Origin of the sequence: Nocardia sp. NPDC004568 (assembly GCF_040609955.1) — a bacterium.
GTDB lineage: Bacteria > Actinomycetota > Actinomycetes > Mycobacteriales > Mycobacteriaceae > Nocardia.
This window is the reverse complement of sequence record NZ_JBEXLL010000063.1, coordinates 1-25,242: the sequence shown is the minus strand read 5'-3', so window position 1 is coordinate 25,242 and position 25,242 is coordinate 1. Positions and strand designations below refer to the sequence as shown.

The following is a 25,242-nucleotide window of genomic DNA, read 5'->3' as shown; positions in this document are numbered from 1 at the left end:
AGGAGGACTGAGATGTATTGGGGCATACCGGGCCGGATCGGCGAGAGCTCCGACTACGGTGGTGAAGCCCCGGTCGTGGCTGTCGATGGGGTGGTGCCATGGTGAGCGATCCTCTGGCGGCCACACCTTTTCGTGCCGATCTGGGCGAAGCCCTGGCGGTTGCGGCGCTGGCGCTGGCCCGGCGATTCGCGGCCGGCGCGACGCTGTGGTGTGTGGCGCCCTCCTGGGAACCACACGCCCAGCACATCGCCGTCGAATTCGTGCATCCGGCGGCCACCGGAGGGCGTACCCTGTCCGCTGCCGCTCTGACGGGGCCGAATCTCGTGGATACCGCTCGGGTCTCGGCCCGGCCCGGCGATATGGTGCTCGCGGTCGCCGCCGCGCATGAGCCGCAGGTACGGTCGCTGCTGGTGCGTAGCCCGGCCTGGGGCGTGCACACCATCTGGATCGGGTCGGGCCCGCGGCCGGCCACCGGGCTCGCCGACCATCTGCTGTGGCTGGACGGCCCGGATTCCCGGTTGTCGGTAGCGGGCGATCTGGTACTGCTCTACCACCTGCTGTGGGAGCTCACCCAGCGATGTTTCGGGTATCCCGGCCTGGTCGCGCCGGAGCGGGGGCCGCGGCGCCGAGAGCTCGGTGGGGAAGAGGGCAGGCTCGGCGAGGTGGTGACTCCGCTCGGTGACGGGACGGCGCGTATCCGCACGCCGCTGGGCACCGAGACCGTCACGACGACCTTCGTCGAACCGGTACGGCCGGGGGATCTGGTGCTGGTGCACGCCGGTATAGCGGTGAGCACGGCCGGAGTGGAGGAGGAGCGATGACGTCGGACGAGGCGGGTGTGCTGCTCGGCGAACTGGCCGCGTGCGCGCGGGCTCGGGCCGCGGAGAGCATCGAGGTGCGGACGCGGGCCCTCGCGGCGAACGCGGAACCGGTGGCCGGGGCCGCCCGGGAGATGGCGCGTCGCTTCACCGGCGGCGGCCGGCTCTTCACCTTCGGCAACGGCGGCAGCGCCACGGATGCCGCCACCCTCGCGACCCTGTTCGCCCGGCCGCCGGACGGTACCGCGCTGCCGGCGTGGTCGCTGTCGGCCGACGAGGCGGTACTCACCGCCGTCGGCGACGACTGCGGCTTCGAATCGGTGTTCGCGCGCCAGCTGGCCGCGCGCGGACAGTCCGGCGATATCGCGGTGGCCATGTCGACCAGCGGCGACTCGCCGGATCTGCTGGCGGGGCTGGCGGAGGCCCGGGAACGCGGGATGTACACGGTCGGTTTCGCCGGCTGCGACGGCGGCGCGTTCGTCCACGGTGACACGGTGGACCGCTGCCTGGTGGTCGATTCGCGGTGTCCGCACCGCATCCACGAGACGCAGGCCCTGCTGGGGTACGCGCTGTGGCTATCGGTTCATCAGCACGGCGTCCTCGGCGGCTGAATCGGCGCGGGCGGTGCGGCGCCCGGGAGCCCACGCGCCCAGCACGAACGCCATCACCACGGTGAGGATGCCCAGGGCGAGGGCCGCCCGCGCGGCGCCGTGCACGAAGGCTTCCTCGGCGAACGCCGCCAGCGGGGCGGCCGCCGGACCCCCTCGCTCGGCGACCTCCAGTGCGGCGGCGAGCGAATCACCGACCGGGCCGCGGGCCGCTTCGGGTAGCCGGGGCAGTGCCGGGGCGATCCGGTCGGCATAACCGACGGCGAGGATGCTGCCGGAGATCGCGATACCGATGGCCGCCCCGACCTCCCGGGAGGCGTCGTTCACCGCGGACGCCACCCCGTGCTTCTCCGGGGGTGTGCCATTGATGATCGCGGCGGTCGCCGGGGCGGTGCACAGACCCAGGCCGGTGCTCAGGATGAGCAGCGGCCAGAGCACATCGAGGTAGGTGCTGTCCACCGCGATCCGGGATACCAGGATGAGCGCACCGCCTACACACAGCAGACCGATGAAAGTCGGCAGGCGCAGGCCGAACCGTTCGGCCAGCCGCGGGGCGACGACCGAGACAGCGATCAGGGGCGCGATCATCGGTGCCATCGCCAGCGCGGATACCAGCGGTGAGTACCCGAAGATCAGTTGCATGTACTGGACGAAGAGCAGGAAGTAGCCGAAGGCCACCAGGAACTGCACGCCGACGCTCACCGCGCCGCTGCCGAAGCCGCGGTCGGCGAACAGCCGCACATCCAGGAGGGGATGAGGCACCCGCAACTCGACCGTCGCGAATCCGACGCCGGCGAGGGCCCCGACCCCGAACAAGCCCAGGACCAGTGGATCGGTCCAGCCGCGCACCGGCGCTTCGATGGCGCCGATCACGACGGCGCCCACGGCGACCGACGCGGTGATACCGCCCCAGAAGTCCAGCGGGGGCCGGGTGTCGTCCACGGATTCGGGGACCGTGCAGCCGGCGATAGCCAGGACGACGCCGGCGACCGTCATCGCGAGGAAGATGGCCTGCCAGGTCCAGATCTGCAGCAGCAGGCCGGAGCCGAGGATGCCCAGGACCGCCCCACCGGAGACGACGCCCGCCCACAACCCGACGGCCACCCCGCGCCGTTCGGGCGGGAACCCGCCGGTGAGCAGGGAAAGAGTGGACGGCATCACCAGCGCCGCGCCCACCCCCGCCACGGCGCGCGAAGCGATGATCCAGTGCGGCTCGTCCAGTGCCAGCGGTACCGCGGAGGCGATCGCGAACACCATCAGGCCGAGCACCATCATGATGCGGCGGCCGAACCGGTCGCCCAGGGCGCCGGAGAACAGGACCAGACAGGCCAGCGCGAGGGTGTAGCCGTCGACGACCCAGGTGAGCTGCTGCTGGGTGGCGCCCGTATCGGCGGCGATCTCGGGGAGCGCGGTGTAGAGGGCGGCCATGGCGGCGATGACCAGCGCGACGGCCATCGACGACAGGGTGAGCAACCAGATGTGCGCCCGGGACAGGCGCGCGTTCACCGATGTCATGGCCACCTCCCGGCAGATGGGGAACAAGCGGTTGTTCCCTTGATCAGAGCACAATGCCCGGGGGTGACCCCCGGTGATCTCCGTCACTGCCCCGCATGGGCGGTCGACCGCCTGGTCACCGGTGGTGGGTGGTGGGCGCGCGACGCGCGCCGACCGGAATGCCGACCGACCGCGCCCGGGTCGTCCGACGGCCGTCGCCGCCTGGTCGGCATGGCTACCCTGGGGCGTGTGAAGGCAGATACCGCGCTCCTGGTCCCGGTCGCCGCCGAACTGGACGACATCACCGCTGTCGGTCCGGAGGAGGATGCCGGACCCGGCGGGCCGAGCCGGGCGGAGCTCGAATCGATCTGGGATTCGGTACAGGCGTGGTACCGGCTGGGCGCGACTCCCGCGATCCAGATCTGCCTGCGCCGCAATGGGCGGATCGTGTTGAACCGGGCGATCGGCCACAGCCGGGGCAACGCGCCCGGCGACGGCCCGGAGGCCGAGCGGGTCCCGGTGACCACCGAGTCGCCGTTCTGCGGATTCTCCACCGCGAAGGGTGTTTCCGCGGCGGTGATGTTCATGCTCATCGAACAGGGCGCCTTCGCCTTCGACGATCCGGTCAGCGACTACATTCCCGAGTTCGCCGCCAACGGCAAGGCGCCGATCACCATCGGACACGTACTCACCCATACCGCGGGCGTCCCGTTCGTGACCCGTCCTTACCGTGGGCACGAAATGGTTTTCGACGAGGAGCTGTGCCTGCGCGGGCTGGTCGATCTGAAGCCGAGTTACCCGGCCGGACGCTTCCGCGTGTACCACGCCCTGACGAGCGGGCTCATCCAGCGGCTACTGGTGCAGCGGGCCACCGGTAAGCGGCTCAAGGAACATCTCGCCGAACAGGTGCTGGAACCGCTGGGCTTCCGGTGGACCGATCTGGGTGTCCGGCCCGAGGACGTGGACGCGGTGCTCCCGAGCGTGAAAACCGGACCCCCGCCGTCGAAGCTGGCGTCCTTCATCGCCGGACGGGCGCTGGGCGGTGGGTTCGCCTCGGACGCGGTGAACCGGGAATCGAATCGATCCTTCCTCACCGCCGAACTGCCGTCGGGGAATCTGGTCACCACCGCCGCCGAACTGTCCAGGTTCTACGAGATCCTCGCCCGCGGTGGCGAACTCGACGGCGTCCGGATCATGCGCGCCGAGACGGTGCGCGACGCGGTGCGTCCCGCGCCCCGGGTCCCCGGAGTGGCGGGGCGGGTGAGCCGGGCCGGCTTCGAGCTGGGCGGGCACCGGTCGAAATTCGGGCACGATACGACCGAGCATTTCGGCCGCAGCGGGTTCACCACGCAATACGGCTGGGCCGATCCGGCACGCGGGCTGAGCGGAGCGATCCTGACCAACGGTAAATCCTCGGTGGACGGCGAACGGCCCTGGCAGCTGGTGGCCCAGATCTCGGGCGCATTCCGGCCCCTGGCGCGCGCGGAGCGGATCTTCGAGCTCTGAGGCCGCGCTCGCCGGCGGTCAGCGCACGAGGGAAGCGATGTGGTGGCGGACCACGCGATCGGCGGTTCCCTCGCCCGCGCCGTGCGGATAGGCGAGTTCGAAGGCGAGACCGCTGATCAGGGCGAGCAGCCGTTCGGTTTCGAGCTCGGTGTCGGCCACCCCGGCCCGGGTGAGCGCGGCGGCGACGATGGCGCGGCCGGAGGTGCCCATCGACTCGGTTTCGGCTTCCATCCCGTTCACCAGCCGGGCACTGGCGACGATCTCCGTACGCAGCAGCAGGCGCCGCCGGTCGGCGGGGTCGAGTAGTAGCGCGCGGGTGACCGCCTCCAGGTAGGCCCGCCGGTCGGCCACCGAGTCGCTGCGTGGTCCGTTGCCGACCGCCGCGAGCCGGCGGTCTCGATCGAGTTCGAGTTCCTTGGCGGCGGCCATCAATAATCCGTACTGGTCACCGTATTTCCGGCGGAGCGTCTTCCCGTCGAGGCCGCTGTGGTCGGCCACCCGGCGCAGGGTGGTCTCGGTGATCCCGCGCGAGGTCACCAGATCCAGGACGGCGTCGAATGTGGTGATGTGCTCATCGGTCACGATCGGCGCTCCTTTCCGCGGCCGGCCGCCGGGTCCCGCTCACCAGTGCGTGCCCGGGACCCAGCGCGCCGCGCGCCGCAGCGCGGTTCCGGTACCGCGGGCCACCCGCGCGCCGGCCCGGGGGAGTGGAGCGCGTCTCGACCGTCGCCGCGGTCCGGGGTGCTCGCCGCCGATGCGGTGCACAACGGCCGTGTTCTCCTCGGAGGTCTGCGCGTCGAGTGCGGTGACCGGGGTGGATTCGGTCTGTTCGCCGCGGGCGGCGGGGGAGTCCGGGATCATCCGGTAGTAGCGGTGCAGGACGAAGTCCCGCAGGCGCGGGGCGAACATCGCACCGTACTCGCCGAGGGTGCCGATCGGTACGTCGATGCGGCGGGGGCGCTGGGTGAGCGCGCGCACGATCGTCGCGGCCGCCCATTCCGGCGATTCGGCCCGGCCACCCTGGTCGCCGGACGGGGCGATCATGGGGGTCCGGACCAGCGGCAGGTGGATGGTGGTGAAGGTGACCCCATCGGCCATGGTCTCCACCGCCGCGACCTCGGTGAACTTGTCCAGCGCGGCCTTGCTCGCCAGATAGGCGGAGTACCGCGGGGTGGCCACTTGCACGCCCGCGCTGCTGATGTTGACGATATGGCCGAATTTGCGTTCGCGCATCTGCGGTAGCAACGCCAGGGTGAGCCGCAGCGCGCCGAAGTAGTTGACCGCCATGGTGCGTTCGTAATCGTGCAGCCGGTCGGTGGAGCGGTGGATGGCCCGGCGGATGGAACGTCCGGCATTGTTCACCAGCATGTCCACCCGGCCGTGCTCGCCGAGCAGCTTGTCCAGGGTGACCTCCACCGAGGCGGAGTCGGTGATATCGCAGGGGTAGCCGTAGGCGCGGCCGCCCGCGGCCCGGATCTCCGCCACCGCGGCGGCGAGTTCGTCTTCGCGGCGGGCGAGCAGGAACACCACGGCGCCCTTCCGCGCGACGGCCAGCGCCGCGGCCCGTCCGATGCCCGACGAGGCGCCGGTGATGAGGACATGCCGTCCGGCGAGTTCGTGTTCGGCCTGGTCGGTCCCGGAATCGCTCATGAACAGCCCCTTTTGCGCAGGTCTTTCCCGGCCGAACTTACTCCAAAGTAAGAAAGTGTGCCAGGGTGGGTCCGGTGTTCGAAAACAGGTTCGATTTCGACTCTCGATATTCGAACATATGTGCGATACTCGATCTCATGACGGACGATCGGATGGCGGATATCTATGCCGCGGTGCGGCTCGGCGGGGCGGATCGGGAGGCGGCGCGTCACGCGCTGCAACTGCTGTGGGATCAGCTCGGGCCGGCCGGCGAGCCGCTGTACCGGAGCGTGGTGGCCCATCATCTGGCGGATGTCCAGGAGACCGCTGAAGGCGCGTTGTTCTGGGACACCCGGGCGCTCGACTCGGCCTTCGTGCCCGGCGTGCCGCTGGGCGAAGGACTCCTGGGATTTCTCCCGTCGTTGTATCTGAGCCTGGCCGACAGCCACCGGCTGGTCGGCGATTTCGAGGAGGCCCGCATGCAGCTGGCGCTGGCGCGCGGGCACGCGAACGTACTCGCCGACGATGCCTACGGCCGGGTGATCCGGGCCGGGGTCGATCATGTGGCGACACTGCTGGAGGCGCAGTCCACCGAACGGGTGGCCTGCTGACGCGATATGGGATGGAGCCACGGTCCGCCGAGCTGGGCGGAGTTGGAACGGGTGCTGTCCGGCCGGCCGAAGCCCGGACAGTTTCCCGGCGACGGCGGTGACGCCCCAGCCTGGAGCAGCAGTCGCGGTGAGTACCGGGCCGGGCCGGTGGACCCGCCCGGCCCGGTCGTGCCGTACGCGGAACTGCACGCGCATTCGGCATTCAGTTTCCTGGACGGGGCATCACAGCCGGAGGAGATGGTCGCCGAAGCCGCGCGGTTGGGGCTCTCGGCGATCGCGCTCACCGACCACAACGGCTACTACGGGGTGGTCCGGTTCGCCGAAGCCGCCGCCGAGCACGGCATCGCCGCGGTGTACGGGGCCGAACTGACTCTCGTGGAATCCGGTGCCCGGCACACCGACTCGGCGCCCCGCACGGGCGAACCCGATCCGGACGGCGAACATCTGCTGGTCCTGGCCCGTGGGCAGGAGGGTTATCGCCGGCTGTCCCGGCAACTGGCGGCCGCGCATATGGCGGCCGGGGAGAAAGGGATCTTGCGCTACGACCTCGACGCTCTCACCGCGGCGGCCGGCGGTCACTGGCAGATCCTCACCGGCTGCCGTAAAGGCAAGGTGCGGCGGGCGCTGGCCCAGGATCTGCACGCGGGGGGCCGGCCGCTGCGCGCCGAGGCGGCGCTCCGGGACCTGTGCGAACGGTTCGGCCCCGACCGGGTGACCGTGGAACTCACCCGGCACGGTCTGCCCACCGACGACGAAGGCAATACCGCGCTGGCCGCGATCGCCGAGCGCGTCGGGGTGCCCGTGATCGCGACCACCGCCGCGCATTTCGCGACCCCGGATCGCAGCCGCCGTGCCGCGGCCCTGGCCGCCATCCGGGCCCGGCGCAGCCTCGACGATCTCGCCGGCTGGCTCGCCCCCACCGGATCCGGATATCTACGGTCGGGCGCGGAGATGGCCCGGATGTTCGCCGAATACCCCTCGGCCGTAGCGAATTCGGTGGAACTGGCCCGGGAATGCGCGTTCGATCTGCGGCTGATCGCGCCCCGGTTGCCGCCCTTCGATGTGCCCGCTGGCCACGACGAGAACTCCTGGCTGCGTGAACTCACCCGGCGCGGCGCCGCCGCCCGCTACGGTCCGCCCGCCGCGAACCCGGCCGCCTATCGGCAGCTCGAACACGAACTCGCGGTCGTGGCCCGGCTCGGTTTCCCGGGGTATTTCCTGGTGGTGCACGATATCGTGCGTTTCTGCCATGAGCACGACATCCTGTGCCAGGGCCGGGGCTCTGCCGCCAATTCCGCGGTCTGCTACGCCATCGGAATCACCAATGTCGATCCCGTCGCGAACAAATTGCTGTTCGAGCGGTTCCTCTCACCGGAACGTGACGGACCTCCCGATATCGATGTCGATATCGAATCCGACCGTCGTGAGGAAGCCATCCAATACGTCTATCGCCGGTACGGCCGGGAGAACGCGGCACAGGTGGCGAATGTGATCACCTACCGCGGGAAATCCGCGGTCCGCGACGCGGCGCGCGCCCTCGGCTTCGCCCCCGGCCAGCAGGACGCCTGGAGTAAACAGGTGAGCCGGTGGACGGGTGTCGGTTCGGAAACCGGGACCGATATTCCCGAACCGGTACTGGCACTGGCCGCCGAGATCGAAGGACTGCCGCGGCATCTGGGCATCCACTCCGGCGGCATGGTGATCTGCGACCGGCCCATCGCCGACGTATGCCCGGTCGAATGGGCGCGGATGACCGACCGCAGCGTGCTGCAGTGGGACAAGGACGATTGCGCCGCGGCGGGTCTGGTGAAATTCGATCTGCTGGGCCTGGGCATGCTCTCCGCCCTGCACTACATGATCGACCTGGTGCGCGAGCACATCGGCGTCACGGTCGAACTGCACACTCTGGACCTCGCCGAACCCGGGGTGTACGAGATGCTGTCCCGAGCCGATTCGGTGGGCGTGTTCCAGGTGGAATCCCGGGCCCAGATGGCGACCCTGCCGCGCTTGAAACCGCGGGAGTTCTTCGACCTGGTGGTCGAGGTGGCGCTGATCCGGCCCGGCCCGATCCAAGGTGGTTCGGTTCACCCGTACATCCGCCGGAGAAACGGGCTGGAAGAGATCACCTTCGACCACGAGGCCCTGCGCAATTCACTCGAACGCACCCTCGGGGTGCCGCTGTTCCAGGAACAACTGATGCAGATGGCCGTGGATGTCGCGGGATTCACCGCCGCCGAAGCCGATCAGCTACGGCGGGCCATGGGATCGAAACGGTCCCCCGAGAAGATGGAACGGCTTCGGGGCCGGCTGTACCAGGGCATGCGGGATCTGCACGGCATCACCGGTGAACTCGCCGACCGCATCTACGAGAAACTCCGTGCCTTCGCGAATTTCGGTTTCCCGGAAAGCCATTCGCAGAGTTTCGCCGCGCTGGTGTTCTATTCCGCCTGGTTCAAACTGCACTATCCGGCGGCGTTCTGCGCCGGTCTGCTGCGCGCCCAGCCGATGGGTTTCTACTCGCCGCAGTCGCTGGTGGCCGACGCCCGCCGGCACGGGGTCGCCGTGCACGGCCCGGATATCAATGCCGGCGAGGCCGAGGCCACCCTGCAACAGCGCGGGACCGAGGTGCGGCTGGGCCTGGCGGCCGTACGCTCCATCGGTTCGGACCTCGCGGAGAAGATCGTGGCCGCCCGGGCCGAAGGCGGGCCCTACACGTCGTTCCTCGACCTCACCGGGCGCGTGGAGATGACCGTCCCGCAGGCGGAAGCCCTGGCCACCGCCGGTGCGCTCGGCAGTCTGGGATACACCCGGCGCGAAGCACTGTGGGCCGCCGGCGCGGCGGCCGGCGAACGGCCCGATCGCCTGCCCGGGACCGGTGCCTCCACCACCACACCCACCCTGCCCGGGATGAGCGATCTCGAACACGCCGCCGCCGACGTCTGGGCTACCGGGGTCTCACCCGGTAGCTATCCCACCCAGTTCCTCCGACCCCGGCTCGACGCGCTCGGGGTGATCCCGGCCGCCGACCTGCTCTCGGTCCCCGACGGCACCCGGGTACTGGTCGGCGGCGCGGTGACCCACCGGCAGCGTCCGGCCACCGCCGGCGGGGTCACTTTCCTGAACCTGGAAGACGAAACCGGCATGGTGAACGTGGTGTGCTCGGCCGGGCTGTGGACCCGCTACCGCCGCACCGCGCAGAGCTCCCCGGCCCTGCTGATCCGCGGCCGGATCCAGAACGCGGAAGGCGCGGTGAGCATCTACGCCGAACACCTGAGCCGCTTGGACATGCGCACAGCCTCCCGCTCCCGCGACTTCAGATAGTCCGGCGCCGCCCGGTTTCCCTAACGGCCACGACGAGACCTCGATCGCACCCGAATCGGGTACACGACCCCGAACCCGCCCATTACGCTGCCAGCATGCGCAAGCTCGGGGTGTTGTTGACGGTTGTCTGTGGGTCGCTGTTGCTGGCCGGGTGCGGGGGTGAATCCTCCTCCGGCACGGCAGACCACACGATGTCCTTCGAGGACGGGGCGCCCGCACCCGCCACGGCGCCGGGGATCCGGGTGCAGAAGGCGCCCGCCCGCGAAGAGGCTCCCTCGCCCGCCCCGGAGGCCGACCGGGCCACCGAGCGGAAAGAGGTCGTCACCGGCACGGTGGATCTCACCGCCGACGACCCGGTCGCGGCCGCGCAGACCCTCGTCGACCGGGTGACCGAACTGGACGGGCGGGTCGACCAGCGTACCGAGAACCCCGGAACCGCCGACGACGATCCGCACGCGAATCTGGTCGTCCGGATCCCGGCCACCGATACCGACGCGTTCATCGAGGGCCTGAGCGATCTCGGCGAGGTCACCCAGATCAGCACCAACCGTGACGACGTCACGCTGCAGTGGCAGGATCTCGACGCCCGGATCACCGCGCTGCGGGCTTCGGTGGACCGATTGCGCGATCTCATGGCGCGCGCCGCCAACACCGCCGACCTGATCGCCGCGGAGGAGGCGCTTGCCGACCGGCAGGCCGAACTGGACAGCCTCACCGGACAGCGGCGCTATCTCGACGATCAGATCTCGCTGTCCACCCTCACGGTCGATATCCAGAGCACTGCGGAGAAGTCGGGTGAGGACGGCCCGGCCACTTTCCGGGACGGAGTCGTGGACGGCTGGAACTCCCTGCTCGACTGGCTGAAGGGCGCGGTGGTCTTCGTCGGCCAGGTGCTGCCGTGGCTGATCTTCCTCGCCCTCCTCGGTGCGATTGTCGGCGCCCTCGTCGGGCTGGTGCGCCGGCTGGGCGGCGCACGCACTGCCGCCCCGGCGGCGGCGAATTCGACCGGACGGGTCGAGACTTCGGTGCCCGGGACCTCGCGGACCGCTGCCGGACCCGGGGACGCACCGGGCAGGACCACCAAGGAAGTGGACGAGTCCGCGAAGGGGACGGACCGGGCGGCGACCGGCCCTGGGGAGACGGGGGAGAACACGGACCGGACGGCGGTGGGTGCGGACGAGTCCGCGGGGACCGGGGACGACGCCGTCGATCCGGACGGCCCGGACACGGACCGGGCGTGACCGGTGCCCACCACGGTGCGGGCGGTGATCACACCGAACAGCCGGAAGGGCCCGCTGGTCGAAACCCTGCCCGACGGCACGCTGCACCTGTGGGTGCGGGCGCCGGCCACCGAGGGGAAAGCGAACCGGGCCGCGGCCGAACTCCTGGCCGCGCATCTCGGTGTCCCGAAGGGCGCGGTCCGGCTCTCCGGCGGGGCGACCTCCCGGCACAAACGGTTCGAGATCGCCGACTGATCTGCCGGGACCGGGGTCAGACAGCGCCGGGGAACCCGTGCTGCCGCCACGCCTCGTACACCGCGACCGCGGCCGCGTTGGCCAGATTCATCGATCGCCGGCCGGGCAGCATGGGGATGCGCACCTCGGTATCGATGTGTTCGTCGGTCAGCACCTCCGCCGGCAGCCCCGTCGGTTCCGCGCCGAACAGCAGGATGTCGCCGGGCCGGTAGGCGATATCGGTGTGCGGGGTCGTGGCCCGGGTGGTGAACGCGAACACCCGTTGGGGGTGCAGCTGCTTCCACGCGGTCGCCAGATCCGGGTGCACTGTCACCGAGGCGAGGTCGTGATAGTCCAGGCCGGCCCGGCGCAGCTTCGCCTCCGACATATCGAAGCCGAGCGGTTCGATCAGATGCAGCTCACTGCCCGTGCCGGCGGCGAGCCGGATGGCATTGCCCGTATTTCCCGGTATGCGAGGTTCATGGAACATCAATCGGAACACAGCCGACCAGTCAATCAGGTGCGGCGGCGCCGCGGGTGCGGGATACCTCGCCGGTGCGGGCGCTACCGTCGTCGCGACGCCCTGACCACAGCGAATAGGATCACCGAGGTGATGCGGGGGCCGCGCACGGCACGGATCGCGGCGGCGTACCGTAGGGCCGCCCACTCTGCAGGAATCCGCTTCCGGTGGTCGAATGGGCTGTCCGATTCATTCCGGAGGGAGAAATATGGCCGTGCTGCAGGGCCACGGTAATCCAGGCGACGACGCGAGCGGGGTGAGCGATCCGGGTGCCGGCCCGGAGAAGCTGAGCCGCCAGCTGGCGAACCGGCATATCCAGCTGATCGCGATCGGCGGCGCGATCGGTACCGGCCTGTTCATGGGATCGGGCAAGACGATCTCGCTCGCCGGCCCCTCGGTGATCCTCGTCTACATGGTCATCGGCTTCTTCCTGTTCTTCGTCATGCGGGCGATGGGGGAGCTGCTGCTGTCGAACTCCGGCTACAAGTCGTTCAGCGATTTCGCCGGTGATCTGCTCGGCCCGTGGGCGGGTTTCTTCACCGGCTGGACCTACTGGTTCTGCTGGGTGGTCACCGGTATCGCCGATGTGGTGGCGATCGCCGGGTACGTGTCGTACTGGTGGGCCGATCTGCCGCTGTGGATACCGGCGCTGGTCTGCATCATCGTCCTGCTGGTGCTCAACCTGCCCACCGTGCGCGCGTTCGGTGAGACCGAGTTCTGGTTCGCGCTGATCAAGGTGATCGCCATCGGCGCGCTCATCGTCACCGGCCTGGTGATGGTGATCACCGGATTCACCGGTGACAACGGCAGCACGGCCGCGCTGGCCAACCTGTGGAACGACGGCGGTTTCTTCCCGACCGGGCCCATGGGTTTCGTGGCCGGATTCCAGATCGCGGTCTTCGCCTTCGTCGGCATCGAACTGGTGGGCACCACGGCGGCCGAGGCCAAGGAACCCGAGCGCACCCTGCCCCGCGCGATCAATTCGATCCCGGTGCGCGTCCTGCTGTTCTACGTCGGCGCGCTGATCGTGATCTGCGCGGTGACCCCGTGGCGGCAGGTCTCGGCCGACGAGAGCCCGTTCGTGGCGATGTTCGCCCTGGCCGGGCTCGGTGTCGCCGCAAGCGTGGTCAACTTCGTGGTGCTGACCAGCGCCACCTCCAGCGCGAACTCGGGTATCTACTCGACCTCGCGGATGGTGTACGGCCTGGCCGGTGACGGGGACGCCCCCGCGCTGTTCGGGAAACTGTCCCGGCGCAAGGTCCCGGCCAACGCGCTGCGTTTCTCGTGCGCGTTCCTGCTGATCGGTGTGGTGCTGCTCTACGCCGGACAGTCGATCGTCGAAGCGTTCACCGTGGTCACCACCATTTCGTCGCTGTGCTTCATGTTCGTCTGGACGATGATCCTGGCCAGCTACCTGGTCTACCGGAAGCGGCGGCCGCATCTGCACGCCGCGTCGACGTTCAAGATGCCGGGCGGGGTTCCGGCGGTCTGGGCGGTGCTGGCGTTCTTCGTATTCCTGATCTGGGCGCTCACCCAGAAGAGCGACACCCTGCAGGCCCTGCTGGTGACCCCCATCTGGTTCGTGGTGCTGGGCCTGGCCTACCTGGTGGTGCGGCGCAGTCCCCACCACGCCGCACTGCGCGAGCAGCACCGGGAGAAGGTGCTCGCCGAAAACGCCGCGCTGCGCTGATCTGTGCTGTTTCGATTGCCCGCCCCGGGCGGGGCGGGCAATCGTGTGTTCACGTACCGGAGGCGTTCCGTGATTCCGGCAGGGGCAGAGCCACCGGCCCGGGCCGAGATGGACGTAGCCGATAGGACGGTCACAGCGGGCGCGCGGGCACGGCCGCGGCCGCGGCCGCAGGGCGTCGCGGTAGGAGCCGTCGTAGAGGTTGCCCAAGGGTTCTTTCACGAAATGACAGCGGCGCACGGTGCCGACACCGTCGACCGAGAGGACCGACGCCCCCGTCCGGTAGGCCCGGCCCAGGGAGTGGTGCGGGTCGCGGCTGTAGGGGACAGCGGGTCGATGGCGTCCAGTCGGCGGCCTCGGCCTCGGCCTCGGTGTAGGTGTGGTCCTCGGCGGCGTTGACCCACAGGTAGACGTGCTCGGGGAGGTCGGCGCGCAGTCCGCGGGCGTGCTCCAGATGGCCGGGCAGACCCACCACTCCGACGCTGAACCGGATACCGGCCGCGGCGAGCTCCCGGGGTTTTGCCGAGGAAGCGCTGGTAGGGCGTTTGCCCGGGGGGTGGTAGGTGCACCACAGCGGGACCGTGTCGGGGTCGGCTTCGCCCAGCCATTCGGTGCGGCAACTGAGATTGGTCTGGATGGCGACCCCGACGATCCGGCCGGGTCCACCGGCCGGGCCGAACTGCGGACGCGGCTGTTGCTGCTGGACGCGATCATGGGTCAGCACGACGCGGCCTGGCTGTCCGCTTTCGACACCGGGGCCGAGGTGCCGCTGGCCGGGCCGGCGGCCGTGGCCCGGGAGGGCCGGATCTGGAACAATCGCCTCCGTGACCGACGCCGCGACCCCGACCCACGACGATCCCGGCACCGGCAGCCGATGGGCCGGTTTCCTGCGCTGCCACCTGCCGATGGTCGTGGTGGCGGTGGTGGTGCTGATCGCCGTGGTGTTCGTCGCACAGGATCGCTGGCGCCGGGGCGCCTTCTTCTTCGGTGGCGCGACCCTCATCGCGGCCGCGTTCCGGTTGTGCCTGCCGACCGCCCGGGTCGGCCTCCTCGCGGTACGCAGCAAACCGTTCGATGTGGGCGCGCTGACCCTGCTGGGCGGCGCCGTGGTCTTCCTCGCCGCGACAATCAACACGCTCGGCGTGGGCTGACCGCGCGGGACGGGTGTGCCCCGCCGCTGCTCAGCGCCCGGCGCGGGCCAGGTTCATCGTCTGGACCAGCAGTTTGCCGATGGCCGCCGCCTCGGTGAGGAAGGCATCGTGGCCGTCCCGCGAGGAGATCACCTCGAAATGCCGGCAGCCCGCGAGCCCATCGGCCAGTTCCTGCTGGGTGTGCAACGGGTACAGCCGGTCGGAGTCGATCCCGCCCACGATGCACGGTACGTCGGTGGCGGCCATCGCCGCCTCGATCCCGCCGCGGCCGCGGCCGATATCGTGCCGGTTCATCGCCTCGCTCAGCAGCACATAGGTCGCCGGATCGAAACGTCGCCCGAGCTTCTCGGCCTGGTACTCCAGATAGCTCTGCACCGCGTACCGGCCGCCGTCCCAGGGGTCCTCGCCCTCCTGCGGGCGGTTGGCGAACCGGCTGTCCAGTTCGACCTCGGTGCGGTAGGTGAGGTGCGCGATGCGGCGCGCGATACCCATTCCGGCCATCGGCGCGCGACCGGTGCCGTGGTAGTCGCCGCCCTGCCAGTCCGGGTCGCCGGTGATCGCGGCGATCTGGGTGCTCTGGGTGCCGATCTGGTCGGCGGTGGCCCGGGGGCCCACCGCGAGGATCAGTGCGGCGGCCAGGCGCTGCGGGGCGAGCAGCATCCATTCGAGGACGCGCATACCGCCCATCGAGCCGCCGATCGCCGCGGCCAGCCGGGGGACTCCGAGCACGTCGAACAACTCGAGTTCCGCCGCGACCTGGTCGCGGATGGAGATCCCCGGGAACCGCGAGCCCCACGGTGCGCCGTCCGGCGCGAGCGAGGCCGGGCCGGTGCTGCCCTGACAGCCGCCGAGGACATTGGTCGCGACGACGCACCACTCGTCGGTGTCGATCGGCGCCCCCGGGCCGACCATCCCGTTCCACCATCCGGCCTGGGGATGGTTTTCGCTCGGGTCACCCGAGACATGGGAGTCACCGGTCAGCGCGTGCTCGATCAGGACGATGTTGTCCATCGCCGGGGACAGTTCCCCCCAGCGCTGCACGGCCAGCCGGACCTGGGGGAGGCGGGCGCCGTTCTCCAGGGTGAGCTCGCCGATGTCCACATACCCGAGGGTGCCGTCGGACGGCGGTAACTGGGCCACCGGACGAGCGGTGGTCGATTCGGTGCCCGCCTTCACGCGAGGGCTTCCACGGAAACGGCGGACCGTACTGATGCCCGGAGCGTATGAATCCCGGCTGTGGATCCGGCTGCCCGGCCGCGGGGAGCATCGGATACGACCGCGGGGTGCGGGTGGGTCGCTCCGGTAGCGGTCGCGCCACGGATGCTGTGATCGGTCATGTCGTGCTCCAGAAAATCGGGGGTTCCTCGTCGAATCGTGAGAACGCCGCGGTCAACGCGAGCGACACCGGCACAAATCGACGACCTCCTGACGTGCGCTTGCTCCCGGCTCTCGGAAGCCAGGTCATCACCCGGAGCACCCCACCGCAGCAGGAGGGTTGCCGGCCAGCGAGCCGGGGCTTGGTGCTGGCACTCATGACCTGCCGAATATGGTAGCCGGGCGCCGATACGGATCGAAATCGGTATACGTGCCGACCAGGTAATCTTGTGGCGAGTCTCACCCCTGTGAGATCTCACGACCGGGGCTGGCTGCACCGTGACACCACCGCAAGCAGTACGCTCGTCTTGGTTACACCAGACGTCTCGTGGACAACGCGGGATGTATACGTTGTCTGTTGAACAGCTGGGGTCCGCTCACAAGCGTGTTCGCCTGGCCGTGCAATGAGGGCACCAGTCTTAGGAGGACACGAAGATCCATGTCCAAGATCAAGGTTGAAGGCACCGTCGTTGAACTCGACGGCGACGAGATGACCCGGATCATCTGGCAGTTCATCAAGGACAAGCTGATCCACCCGTACCTCGACGTGAACCTCGAGTACTACGACCTCGGCATCGAATACCGCGACAAAACCGACGACCAGGTCACCGTCGACGCCGCCAATGCCATCAAGCAGCACGGTGTCGGCGTCAAATGCGCGACGATCACCCCCGACGAGGCCCGGGTCGAGGAATTCGGCCTCAAGAAGATGTGGCGTTCGCCCAACGGCACCATCCGCAACATTCTCGGCGGCACCATCTTCCGCGCGCCGATCATCATCTCCAACGTTCCGCGTCTGGTACCGGGCTGGACCAAGCCGATCATCATCGGCCGTCACGCCTTCGGCGACCAGTACCGCGCCACCGACTTCAAGGTCTTCCAGGCCGGCACCGTCACCCTCACCTTCACCCCCGAGGACGGCAGCGAGCCCATCGTGCACGAGGTCGTGCAGATGCCGGAGGACGGCGGCGTCGTGATGGGTATGTACAACTTCAAGAAGTCCATCGAGGACTTCGCGCGCGCCTCGTTCAACTACGGGCTGCAGCAGAACTATCCCGTCTACATGTCGACCAAGAACACCATCCTCAAGGCCTACGACGGCATGTTCAAGGACACCTTCGAGGCGGTCTTCGAAGCCGAGTTCAAGAGCCAGTTCGAGGCGGCCGGCCTCACCTACGAGCACCGGCTGATCGACGATATGGTCGCCTCCTCCATGAAGTGGGAGGGCGGCTACGTCTGGGCCTGCAAGAACTACGACGGCGACGTCCAGTCCGATACGGTCGCGCAGGGCTTCGGGTCGCTCGGCCTGATGACCTCGGTGCTGCTGACCCCGGACGGCCGGACCTGCGAGGCCGAGGCCGCGCACGGCACGGTCACCCGGCACTACCGCCAGCACCAGCAGGGCAAGCCGACCTCGACCAACCCGATCGCGTCGATCTTCGCCTGGACCCGCGGCCTCGAACACCGCGGCAAACTGGACAACACCCCCGAGGTCATCGGTTTCGCCCAGACCCTCGAGGACGTGGTCATCAAGACCGTCGAGGGCGGTCAGATGACCAAGGACCTCGCGCTGCTGGTCGGCGGGGACCAGGGCTACCTCACCACCGAGGAGTTCCTGGCCGCGCTGGACGCCAACCTGGCCCGCGCATTGCGCTGACAGACCGACTCCGCGGGACCGGCGAGGCGGACGCCGATCGCCGATCCCGCGGATCGCGTGGTCGTTACCGGCGGCTCCCGCCGTTGTGGGACGGCGTCGGCCCACTTCCGGCTGGAACGGGAGTTCGGTCTCCCGACGCGGACCGCCGGAGACAGGGCTGCCCGGATCGGATTCCCCGAACCACCGTGCCGACCGTTCGGCCACTGCCGCCGGGACGCAGGCGCCGATCGTGCTCGGGTGCGTGTCCTGGGCTCCCGTGCGTGCCGGGGGTGGTGCGGGTTCGTTCCGCGGCTCCCCCTGGGGGAGTCCCGGCTGACCAGGGGTGCCTGCTCACCCTATGCGTTTCCACACCGGATTCTTCACCACGTAATATCGCTCGCGGGCATGCGCGAAGTGTGCGGGAATATCGGGCGTGGTGTCGATCTCCTCGCCGAGTACTCCGGTGACTTCGAACGCACCGTACTTTTCGGTGTCTGCCCATCGGTGTAGACGTAGGAATTGGTTCCGCAGCGCAGGACAGCGCCCGACATGGCGTTTCCGCCATGCCGTAGAGTACGACTTCCTCGTTGAGATAATCGGCTAGATCCATTGCTTCCATTCTCTACCTGTGCCGGCTTCGGGATATCAGGTCAACGTGGTTCGCGTAAAAGCAACACACATCACAGAACTATCGAAGTCATCCAGTCCGGCGAAGAACACCTCCGGCGCGCATTGGTAGAACCGCATCGGGTCTGCGGCTCGGCGAGCCGCGTCGGAATGTTCGGCATGATTCGCATTCCACCAGCTTCCGTTCTGCTCGTCGTACCATCCGTAGTCGAATTTGATGAATCCCGGTTTTCCCTTGTAGAGGTCTCGGGACATATCCACTTGGCCGGTGTCCGCGTTCGGAGCGAATCTGTCCGGATCCGGTAGGTCGCCGGCCCGTCCCTGCGGGTTGCCGAATATATCTCGCGCCACCTGGCCCGCCGCGTCGAGAGTCTCGATCTGGCCGGACCAGAAGTATTTGCTGAATACCGTCGCGCGGACATCCGTCAGATCGCCGGAGGGCAGTGACTCCGCGATCCCGTGCAGGCCCGCCAGCTGTTCGTCCTGCCTTGCGATGCGCTCGAATTCGGTGGCGTTGTTCGGTTTGCCCGCAAGAATTTCGTTGAACTTGTCGGCGATGCCGGCCGCTCTCTCGAACGCAAGGCGGTTGCCCTCGGCCTTCGCGGCATCACGTCTGTTCTGCAGATCGGTGATGTCGTATGACTTCATCGCATCGGACCAGTAACTTCGTGTGATCGCCTTGGCTCGGTCGAAGACTTGTTCCAGATCCGTGATCTTTTTTCGAAGTTCGCCCGATGCGGCGGGGTCGGCCGCCTTCAGTGCTGCCCGATAACTCCTGAGTTCCCGCGCGATACCGTTGACCGCGGCGGTATTCACCTCGCCCGGCCCCAGGATTTTCTCCGCCGCCGAGATCGCTCGGTGGGCACCAGCGTCTGCGAACGCGAGATGCAGTGGAGGTGGATCGATACCGGTGCGGCCCAACCGCACCATTGTCGCGCCGATGCAACCCAGATCGAGCAGTTTCTTCTCCGACCACGACAGCGGCTGACAGCGCCGGGCTTCGAACATGGCGATGTACTCCGCTTTCGAATACGCACGTCGCCCTGTCGCCGCACCGCCCGAGTCATGGGGGAGGGGCGCAGACCCGCGCACGCGCGCTGTGTCGCTGGTCCGCCGAGTATTGCCGGCCTCGGACAGATCTGGGGCAGCGGCTCTGTCGGGGACCATATCGGGTACCCGCCCGACCACATTCCCGGTCGGGCGGGTACCCCTCTCGGAAATCTCTTCGGAGCCGCAAGCCGACGACCCGATGATCGACCACGCCGGAAATGCGATAGAACGATCGGGCCGTCCACGGATCATACTGTCCGGCCGGGTCGGAGCCCGTTGCGTCGACTGCCAGTGAGAAGTCGACGGATCGCTGTCGGCGCGGGGCGTTCGCCGCGAGGTGGGCGGTTACCCGAATCGCTGCGTCGGGACGCCGGTGCTCGTCTGTGGCCAGGGACCCCGGCCCCATGGGGGTTCGGTGGCCGGCCCGCTCGCCCGGGGGAGTCCGGACTTGTCGGCTGAGTGTTCGGTTACGCGCCCGACTGGAATCCGGATAGGTGCCGCCTGTTGCGAGGCCCTGTGCCGGGAGGGCTGGATTCCGCGGTTCGCAGCGCTGCGCCCCGAGAACTGGCAGGCTGTCAACAAGGCGGCCCACACGCGGTGCGGGGGTCGGCCGATTCAGTGAGCTGGAATACCGGAGGAACGACGATGTTCGAATGGTCCGAAACCGACCTGATGGTCCGCGACGCGGTGCGGAAGTTCATCGATAAGGAAGTGCGACCCCACGTGGACGCATTGGACAGCGGGGAGATGCTGCCCTATCCGATCCTGCGGAAGCTGTACGCGGATTTCGGTATCGGCGCCATGGCGGAAGAGGCGCTGAACAAGCAGCTGGCGGCGAAGCGGGCGGCGGCCGACGGGACGGAGAAGCCGGCGGCGGCGGACAAGGACGGGTCCGGCGGCGGTTTCGATCAGCAGACGATGATGGCGGTGCTGACCAGCGAACTCTCCGGCGTCTGTATGGGTCTGTGTAGCTCGCTCGGGGTGAGTACCGGCCTCGGCGGCGCCACCATCCTGTCCCGGGGCACGCTCGCCCAGCAGCAACGGTGGGTGCCCGACATCGTCAGCCTCCGCAAGATCGCCTGCTGGGCCATCACCGAACCCGATTCCGGATCGGACGCCTTCGGTGGGATGAAGACCTCTGTGCGACGCGACGGTGAGGACTACATCCTCAATGGTCAGAAGACGTTCATCACCAACGGTCCCTTCGCCGCCACCCTGGTCGTCTACGCGAAACTGGACGAGGGCGACGGCACCCCGTCCCGCGACCGCAAAGTGCTCACCTTTGTGCTCGACGCGGGGATGGAGGGACTCACCCAGGGCAAACCGTTCAAGAAGATGGGTCTGCATGCCTCGCCCACCGGGGAACTGTTCTTCGACAACGTCCGCCTCGGCCGGGATCGGCTGCTCGGCGAGACCGAGGAACATCGCGGCGGCGACGGCCGGGAGAGCGCCAAATCCAGTTTTGTGGCCGAACGGGTCGGAATCGGGTTCATGGCGCTGGGCGTGATCAACGAATGCCTTCGGCTGTGCACCGACTACGCCCGCGACCGGAAACTGTGGGGCCAGGAGATCGGCCGGTTCCAGCTCATCCAGCTCAAGCTGGCGAAGATGGAGATCGCCCGGATCAATGTGCAGAACATGGTGTTCAACATCATCGAGCGCGGGAGGGCCGGTAAACCCCTGAGTCTTTCGGAGGCCTCGGCCGTGAAGCTGTACTCGTCGGAGGTCGCGACCGAGGTCGCGATGGAGGCGGTACAGTTGTTCGGCGGCAACGGTTACATGTCGGAATACCGGGTGGAGCAGCTGGCCCGCGACGCGAAATCACTCATGATCTACGCGGGCAGCAACGAGATCCAGGTGACCCACGTGGCGAAAGGGCTGCTCGGAAACTGAGACTCGACCGCCGCCGCCTCCCGGAGCGGCGGCACTGAGGGGGCTTCGACCCCGCGCCGCCGATTACACAGCGCGCAGGTGGTCGCGGCTGGCGTAGATATGTTCCGCGATGAGATTCGCGATCCGGTCGGGAGCCTCCAGCATGGGCACATGACCTGCCCGGTCGAGCATGATCCGGTCCGCGGCCGGCGGCAGCTCGCGGAGGAACCGGCCACCGTGGGCCCGGGCCGGCAGGACCCGGTCGGAATCGGCGAGGATCAGCCGGACCGGGGTCGTGATATCGGACATATCCGCCAGTGCCGGCCCGCGCAGCGTGCCGAGGGTGAGTGCGGGCAGTGCCGGGCAGTGCAGCGCGGCCAGGATCACCGCCGTGATGTCCGCGCGGGAAACCGCCCGGGTGTTCTTGGTCAGCAGGTGCGCTATGGCCCACCGCAGGATTCGGCTCTCGGTCGGGAAATCGCCCAGGCGCCGGAGTATTTCGGCGGCCGGGATCATCGGCGCGATCTTGGCGGCGGCGCGGAGCTGGAGCGGCGACGGAGTTTTCCAGCCGCCGGCCGGGGCGATCGCGGTGAGTGTGCGGGCCCGGCCGCGCCGGGCCAGTTCGAACCCCACCCAGCCGCCCAGGGAATTGCCGGCGATATGGCAGGTCCGCCAGCCGACGTCGTCCAGTTGCGCTTCCACCCGGTCGGCGAGGGTGGCGGCGGCGTACCGGCCGTCCGGGAATTCCGGCCCGCCCCAGTGGCCGGCCAGGGCGGGGGCGAGGACCTCACAGCGGGCGGCCAGGAGGGTGGCTGTCCGCTCCCAGCAGTGCGGTGAGAGCAGGACTCCGTGGAGGAGCAGCAGCGGCGCGCCTGAACCCAGGTGCAGAGCCCCGACCGGCTCGGGCAGTGCGGTTGCGGAGGTGCCTGACATCGATGTCGTCACCCCTTCCTGGCAAGTAGCGGTGACTTGTCATTGTACGGTCGATCGGTGCCGTACATCCTTTCCACTGTCAATGTCAACGGGGTCCGGGCGGCCGCGGGCAAGGGGCTGCTGGCCTGGCTGGCCCGGACCGAGGCCGATATCGTCTGCCTGCAGGAAACGCGGGCCGACGATGCCCAGGTGGCCGCCGCGCTCGCGCCCGCGCTGGACGACGGCTGGTCGCTCGCCCACGCCGAGCCCGGCGCCAAGGGGCGGGCCGGGGTGGGGGTGCTGGCGCGGCGGCCGATGCGAGCGGTGCGGGTAGGGATCGAACCCGACAGCGAGTTCGCCGCCACCGGCCGCTACCTCGAGGTCGACTTCGACGAGGTGACCGTCGCGAGCGTGTACGTCCATACCGGAGAGGCCGATACGCCCCGGCAGGAGGAGAAGTACCGTTTCCTCGACGAGCTCGCCGCCCGGATGTCCACCCGCGCCGGGGCTTTCGTCATCGCCGGCGACTGGAATATCGCGCATACCGAACGAGACCTGAAGAACTGGAAGGGGAACCTGAAGAAGTCCGGTTTCCTCCCCGCCGAACGGGCCTGGCTGGACCGGCAACTGGCGGCCGGATACGTCGATGTCGTCCGGGAACTCCACCCGGAGGGTGACGGTCCGTTCAGCTGGTGGTCGTATCGTGGGCGCGCGTTCGACAACGACACCGGCTGGCGGATCGACGCGGTTTACACAACGAAGGATATCGCATCCACGGTGGTGTCTGCCGTGACGGAGAAGGCAGCTACCTACGCCGAACGTTGGTCGGATCATGCTCCGGTAACGGTAGGCTTCGACTGGCCCTGCCGGGTACCCGACTCGGCCCCGGTCGCTCTGGTGGACGTCGGCGCCGAGTAGATGTCCCCGCGCGGGGCGGCCTGGGTGTTGGTCGCGGGGCAACTGCTTCCACGACAGCAAGAGTTTCGCTCGTGTACTCCGTTGTCGAGTAGGACGCCTTGCAAAGGTTGCTTGGATACCCGTCGGCATGTACGGTTCCTGCCGTACATCTGCGTCTCGCAGCAGAGCGGGACAAGGCGGAAGGTGCCCCGGCGCGCCCCTCCCGCTCAAGCGGGTACCAGCGTAGATCAAGGAGCATGAACGCATTTCGGCTTCGGTCGAGTAATTCAAGTTCCTGCCCGCCGGAGCGGGACCTTGGTTCACCAGTACTACTGGTCGAGCTGAGGTTCACGCACGCCCCCTCTCTCGACCCAAGTCAGAGAGGAATTCTCCAGGTGTCGACCTTCATCGACTATGTGCAGCCGACCGCCATCGGGCTGATCGTCGCTGCGATGCTCGCTGCCCTAACCAAGATCACGGTTGCCTGGCTGGCCTTGCGGGAGGATGGAGTAGACGCCGCGAAGCGGAAGGACATCCTTGCAGAGCTGAACAAGATGTTCAGCTGGCGACGGAAGTAGCGGTGCGACTTGCGTGCTGACCACCCTCGCTCGGCGGTCTGCATGCCGGTCTACTCGTGCGGCAGCCGCTCGAGTATTTCGCGCCAGGATTACGGCCTCGAAATGCCGGTCCATGACTCCGGATCGGAAGTCCGACATATCTGACCTGCATCCGGACAATCCAGCCCGCACCTTGGCGAACTCGGCCGTGACCTCTTGGTGCGGAGCTTCGGCAGTGCGTTCCGCGTCCGGTCCGGCGGTGTCGGCTTCCGGCTTGGCCATATGAGCCTCAATCGGTTCCTGCACAGTCATCTCTCGACGCTCGTACATTACCGGCGCTCTCACGCTGGGAGAGAGTGAAGCGGAGAGAGCGGAGGGGCACGCCGTGCCGCAAGCGGTACGTAACCTGGCCGGCGTTTGGACGAAGGAGCACTAGAGAGCGTCCTCAAAGCCTGGGCGGTCGAGGTGCCGATTTGATTTGATGTGTGGTCGTGGCGCGTAGGCATGAGTTGACCGAGGACCAGTGGCGCACGATCGAGCCGTTGTTGCCGGTCTCGGGGGCAAAAGGCCGCCCGCGGGTGGATGACCGGCGGATCCTGAACGCAATGCTCTACAAGGCCAAGACCGGTGTGGCGTGGCGAGATCTGCCCGAACGGTACGGGCCCTGGAAAACGGTCTACAACCGATTCTGGCGGTGGTCACGCAGCGGCACCCTGGCGATGCTCGTGCAGCGAGTGCAGGTGATCGCCGAAGCGATCGATGAACTCGATCGCGAGGTGTCGGTGGATTCCTCGCTGGTGCGCGTTCATCAGCACGCCGCCGGTGCCCGCACTCGTGTGGTTCACACAGGGGGACAACGGATCCGGGTGCGGGCACAGCGAACCAGTTGATCATGCCATCGGGCGTTCTCGTGGTGGTCCGACTACGAAAATCCATCTCGCGTGCGACGGGCACGGTCGGCCGCTCACGCTGCTGCTGACCGCGGGCAACATCAACGACTGCACCATGTTCACCCAGGTCTTGACCGGGATCTGGATGCCGAAACCCGGCCGAGGCCAGTCGTGGAAGCGACCGCGGCGGGTCCTGGCAGACAAGGGATACTCCACCCGCGCGATCCGAGCCCATCTGCGAAGTCGTGGTATCGCCGCAACGAATCCCCGAACGCGTCGATCAGCAGGCCAACCGGCGTCGTCGGGGCAGTGCCGGTGGCCGGCCACCGGTATTCGATCCGGTGGCCTATCGGCGTCGCAACGTGGTCGAACGCTGCTTCAACCGGCTCAAACAGTATCGAGCGATCGCCACCCGCTACGACAAGACCGCCACGTCTTACCGCGGGATGCTCGACCTGGCCACCCTGCTCATGTGGCTTTGAGGACACTCTCTAGTACTCCAGCCGCACTTGGTTATGTTGTGCGGTATGTTATTTCGTCGTGTCGATGGGCGAGGACCTGGCTGCGTGGGTGGCTGGGCTGGATGATCTGTTCGGGCTGGTTGCGGGGCGTTTCTATCGTGCGGAGC

Annotated in this window: 20 protein-coding genes, 2 pseudogenes and 1 riboswitch; of the genes and pseudogenes, 14 read left to right on the top strand and 8 right to left on the bottom strand. The window is 68.3% G+C overall.

The features are described 5' to 3' along the window. Nucleotides 1-98: 98 nt before the first annotated feature. Nucleotides 99-821, top strand: coding sequence for a hydrogenase assembly protein HupF (locus ABZV91_RS24495; RefSeq protein WP_355245985.1), 723 nt, complete (start codon nt 99-101; stop codon nt 819-821). Continuing rightward, nucleotides 818-1,429 carry an SIS domain-containing protein gene (locus tag ABZV91_RS24490; protein WP_355245982.1) on the top strand — a complete coding sequence of 204 codons (612 nt, stop codon included), beginning with the start codon at nt 818-820 and terminating at the stop codon, nt 1,427-1,429. The genes ABZV91_RS24495 and ABZV91_RS24490 overlap by 4 nt, the downstream gene beginning before the upstream one ends. Here ABZV91_RS24490 and ABZV91_RS24485 read toward each other — a convergent pair. Beyond that, nucleotides 1,394-2,941 carry an MFS transporter gene (locus tag ABZV91_RS24485; protein WP_355245979.1) on the bottom strand — a complete coding sequence of 516 codons (1,548 nt, stop codon included), beginning with the start codon at nt 2,939-2,941 and terminating at the stop codon, nt 1,394-1,396. The genes ABZV91_RS24490 and ABZV91_RS24485 overlap by 36 nt on opposite strands. A 228-nt stretch (nt 2,942-3,169) precedes the next feature. Between ABZV91_RS24485 and ABZV91_RS24480 the strand changes: the two genes are divergently transcribed. After that, nucleotides 3,170-4,426 carry a serine hydrolase domain-containing protein gene (locus ABZV91_RS24480; protein ID WP_355245977.1) on the top strand — a complete coding sequence of 419 codons (1,257 nt, stop codon included), beginning with the start codon at nt 3,170-3,172 and terminating at the stop codon, nt 4,424-4,426. Between the two features lie 18 nt (nt 4,427-4,444). Here ABZV91_RS24480 and ABZV91_RS24475 read toward each other — a convergent pair whose 3' ends face one another. Continuing rightward, a complete protein-coding gene (locus ABZV91_RS24475) occupies nt 4,445-5,008 on the bottom strand; it encodes a TetR family transcriptional regulator C-terminal domain-containing protein (protein ID WP_355245974.1) in 564 nt (187 codons plus the stop codon). Nucleotides 5,009-5,245: 237 nt separating this feature from the next. Beyond that, nucleotides 5,246-6,040, bottom strand: a pseudogene (locus ABZV91_RS24470) (SDR family NAD(P)-dependent oxidoreductase); the annotation flags it as partial. A 173-nt stretch (nt 6,041-6,213) separates the two neighbouring features. Between ABZV91_RS24470 and ABZV91_RS24465 the strand changes: the two are divergent. From ABZV91_RS24465 to ABZV91_RS24450, 4 genes are all read left to right on the top strand, one after another. Further along, nucleotides 6,214-6,666, top strand: a complete 453-nt coding sequence (locus ABZV91_RS24465; protein ID WP_355245972.1) for a hypothetical protein — start codon at nt 6,214-6,216, stop codon at nt 6,664-6,666. A gap of 6 nt (nt 6,667-6,672) precedes the next feature. Next, a complete protein-coding gene (locus ABZV91_RS24460; protein WP_355245969.1) occupies nt 6,673-9,987 on the top strand; it encodes an error-prone DNA polymerase in 3,315 nt (1,104 codons plus the stop codon). Between the two features lie 95 nt (nt 9,988-10,082). After that, nucleotides 10,083-11,228, top strand: coding sequence for a DUF4349 domain-containing protein (locus ABZV91_RS24455; RefSeq protein ID WP_355245966.1), 1,146 nt, complete (start codon nt 10,083-10,085; stop codon nt 11,226-11,228). Nucleotides 11,229-11,243: 15 nt separating this feature from the next. Continuing rightward, complete coding sequence (locus tag ABZV91_RS24450) at nt 11,244-11,462, top strand: DUF167 family protein (RefSeq protein ID WP_355246038.1); 219 nt, start codon at nt 11,244-11,246, stop codon at nt 11,460-11,462. Between the two features lie 16 nt (nt 11,463-11,478). On the opposite strand, the gene ABZV91_RS24445 is transcribed toward ABZV91_RS24450, so the two are convergent. Further along, nucleotides 11,479-11,943, bottom strand: coding sequence for a tRNA (cytidine(34)-2'-O)-methyltransferase (locus tag ABZV91_RS24445; protein WP_355245963.1), 465 nt, complete (start codon nt 11,941-11,943; stop codon nt 11,479-11,481). A 226-nt stretch (nt 11,944-12,169) separates the two neighbouring features. Between ABZV91_RS24445 and cycA the strand changes: the two genes are divergently transcribed. Then, nucleotides 12,170-13,651, top strand: coding sequence for a D-serine/D-alanine/glycine transporter (cycA, locus tag ABZV91_RS24440; protein ID WP_355245960.1), 1,482 nt, complete (start codon nt 12,170-12,172; stop codon nt 13,649-13,651). A gap of 130 nt (nt 13,652-13,781) precedes the next feature. On the opposite strand, the gene ABZV91_RS24435 is transcribed toward cycA, so the two are convergent. Then, nucleotides 13,782-14,372, bottom strand: a complete 591-nt coding sequence (locus ABZV91_RS24435) for a hypothetical protein (RefSeq protein WP_355245957.1) — start codon at nt 14,370-14,372, stop codon at nt 13,782-13,784. A 181-nt stretch (nt 14,373-14,553) separates the two neighbouring features. Between ABZV91_RS24435 and ABZV91_RS24430 the strand changes: the two genes are divergently transcribed. Next, nucleotides 14,554-14,799, top strand: coding sequence for a DUF3017 domain-containing protein (locus ABZV91_RS24430; protein WP_084487403.1), 246 nt, complete (start codon nt 14,554-14,556; stop codon nt 14,797-14,799). Between the two features lie 30 nt (nt 14,800-14,829). On the opposite strand, the gene ABZV91_RS24425 is transcribed toward ABZV91_RS24430, so the two are convergent. After that, nucleotides 14,830-15,975: a homoserine O-acetyltransferase gene (locus ABZV91_RS24425; RefSeq protein WP_355245954.1), complete on the bottom strand. Its 1,146-nt coding sequence runs from the start codon at nt 15,973-15,975 to the stop codon at nt 14,830-14,832. 251 nt (nt 15,976-16,226) lie between these two features. After that, a riboswitch (SAM riboswitch) is annotated at nt 16,227-16,337 on the bottom strand. A gap of 275 nt (nt 16,338-16,612) precedes the next feature. Here ABZV91_RS24425 and ABZV91_RS24420 point away from each other — a divergent pair. After that, nucleotides 16,613-17,830, top strand: a complete 1,218-nt coding sequence (locus ABZV91_RS24420) for an NADP-dependent isocitrate dehydrogenase (RefSeq protein WP_063060460.1) — start codon at nt 16,613-16,615, stop codon at nt 17,828-17,830. Between the two features lie 624 nt (nt 17,831-18,454). On the opposite strand, the gene ABZV91_RS24415 is transcribed toward ABZV91_RS24420, so the two are convergent. Further along, nucleotides 18,455-19,444 (bottom strand): hypothetical protein, encoded by a 990-nt coding sequence (locus tag ABZV91_RS24415; protein WP_355245950.1) that lies wholly within the window; start codon nt 19,442-19,444, stop codon nt 18,455-18,457. 687 nt (nt 19,445-20,131) lie between these two features. Here ABZV91_RS24415 and ABZV91_RS24410 point away from each other — a divergent pair. Beyond that, nucleotides 20,132-21,379 (top strand): acyl-CoA dehydrogenase family protein, encoded by a 1,248-nt coding sequence (locus ABZV91_RS24410; RefSeq protein ID WP_355245947.1) that lies wholly within the window; start codon nt 20,132-20,134, stop codon nt 21,377-21,379. Between the two features lie 63 nt (nt 21,380-21,442). Here ABZV91_RS24410 and ABZV91_RS24405 read toward each other — a convergent pair whose 3' ends face one another. Next, complete coding sequence (locus ABZV91_RS24405) at nt 21,443-22,291, bottom strand: alpha/beta fold hydrolase (RefSeq protein ID WP_355245944.1); 849 nt, start codon at nt 22,289-22,291, stop codon at nt 21,443-21,445. A gap of 57 nt (nt 22,292-22,348) precedes the next feature. Between ABZV91_RS24405 and ABZV91_RS24400 the strand changes: the two genes are divergently transcribed. The 3 genes and pseudogenes from ABZV91_RS24400 (at nt 22,349) to ABZV91_RS24390 (ending at nt 25,096) form a co-directional block, all read left to right on the top strand. Next, complete coding sequence (locus ABZV91_RS24400; protein ID WP_355245941.1) at nt 22,349-23,188, top strand: exodeoxyribonuclease III; 840 nt, start codon at nt 22,349-22,351, stop codon at nt 23,186-23,188. A gap of 374 nt (nt 23,189-23,562) precedes the next feature. Continuing rightward, complete coding sequence (locus tag ABZV91_RS24395; protein ID WP_355245938.1) at nt 23,563-23,745, top strand: hypothetical protein; 183 nt, start codon at nt 23,563-23,565, stop codon at nt 23,743-23,745. A 464-nt stretch (nt 23,746-24,209) separates the two neighbouring features. Then, a pseudogene (locus ABZV91_RS24390) lies at nt 24,210-25,096 on the top strand (IS5 family transposase). Nucleotides 25,097-25,242: the final 146 nt, after the last annotated feature.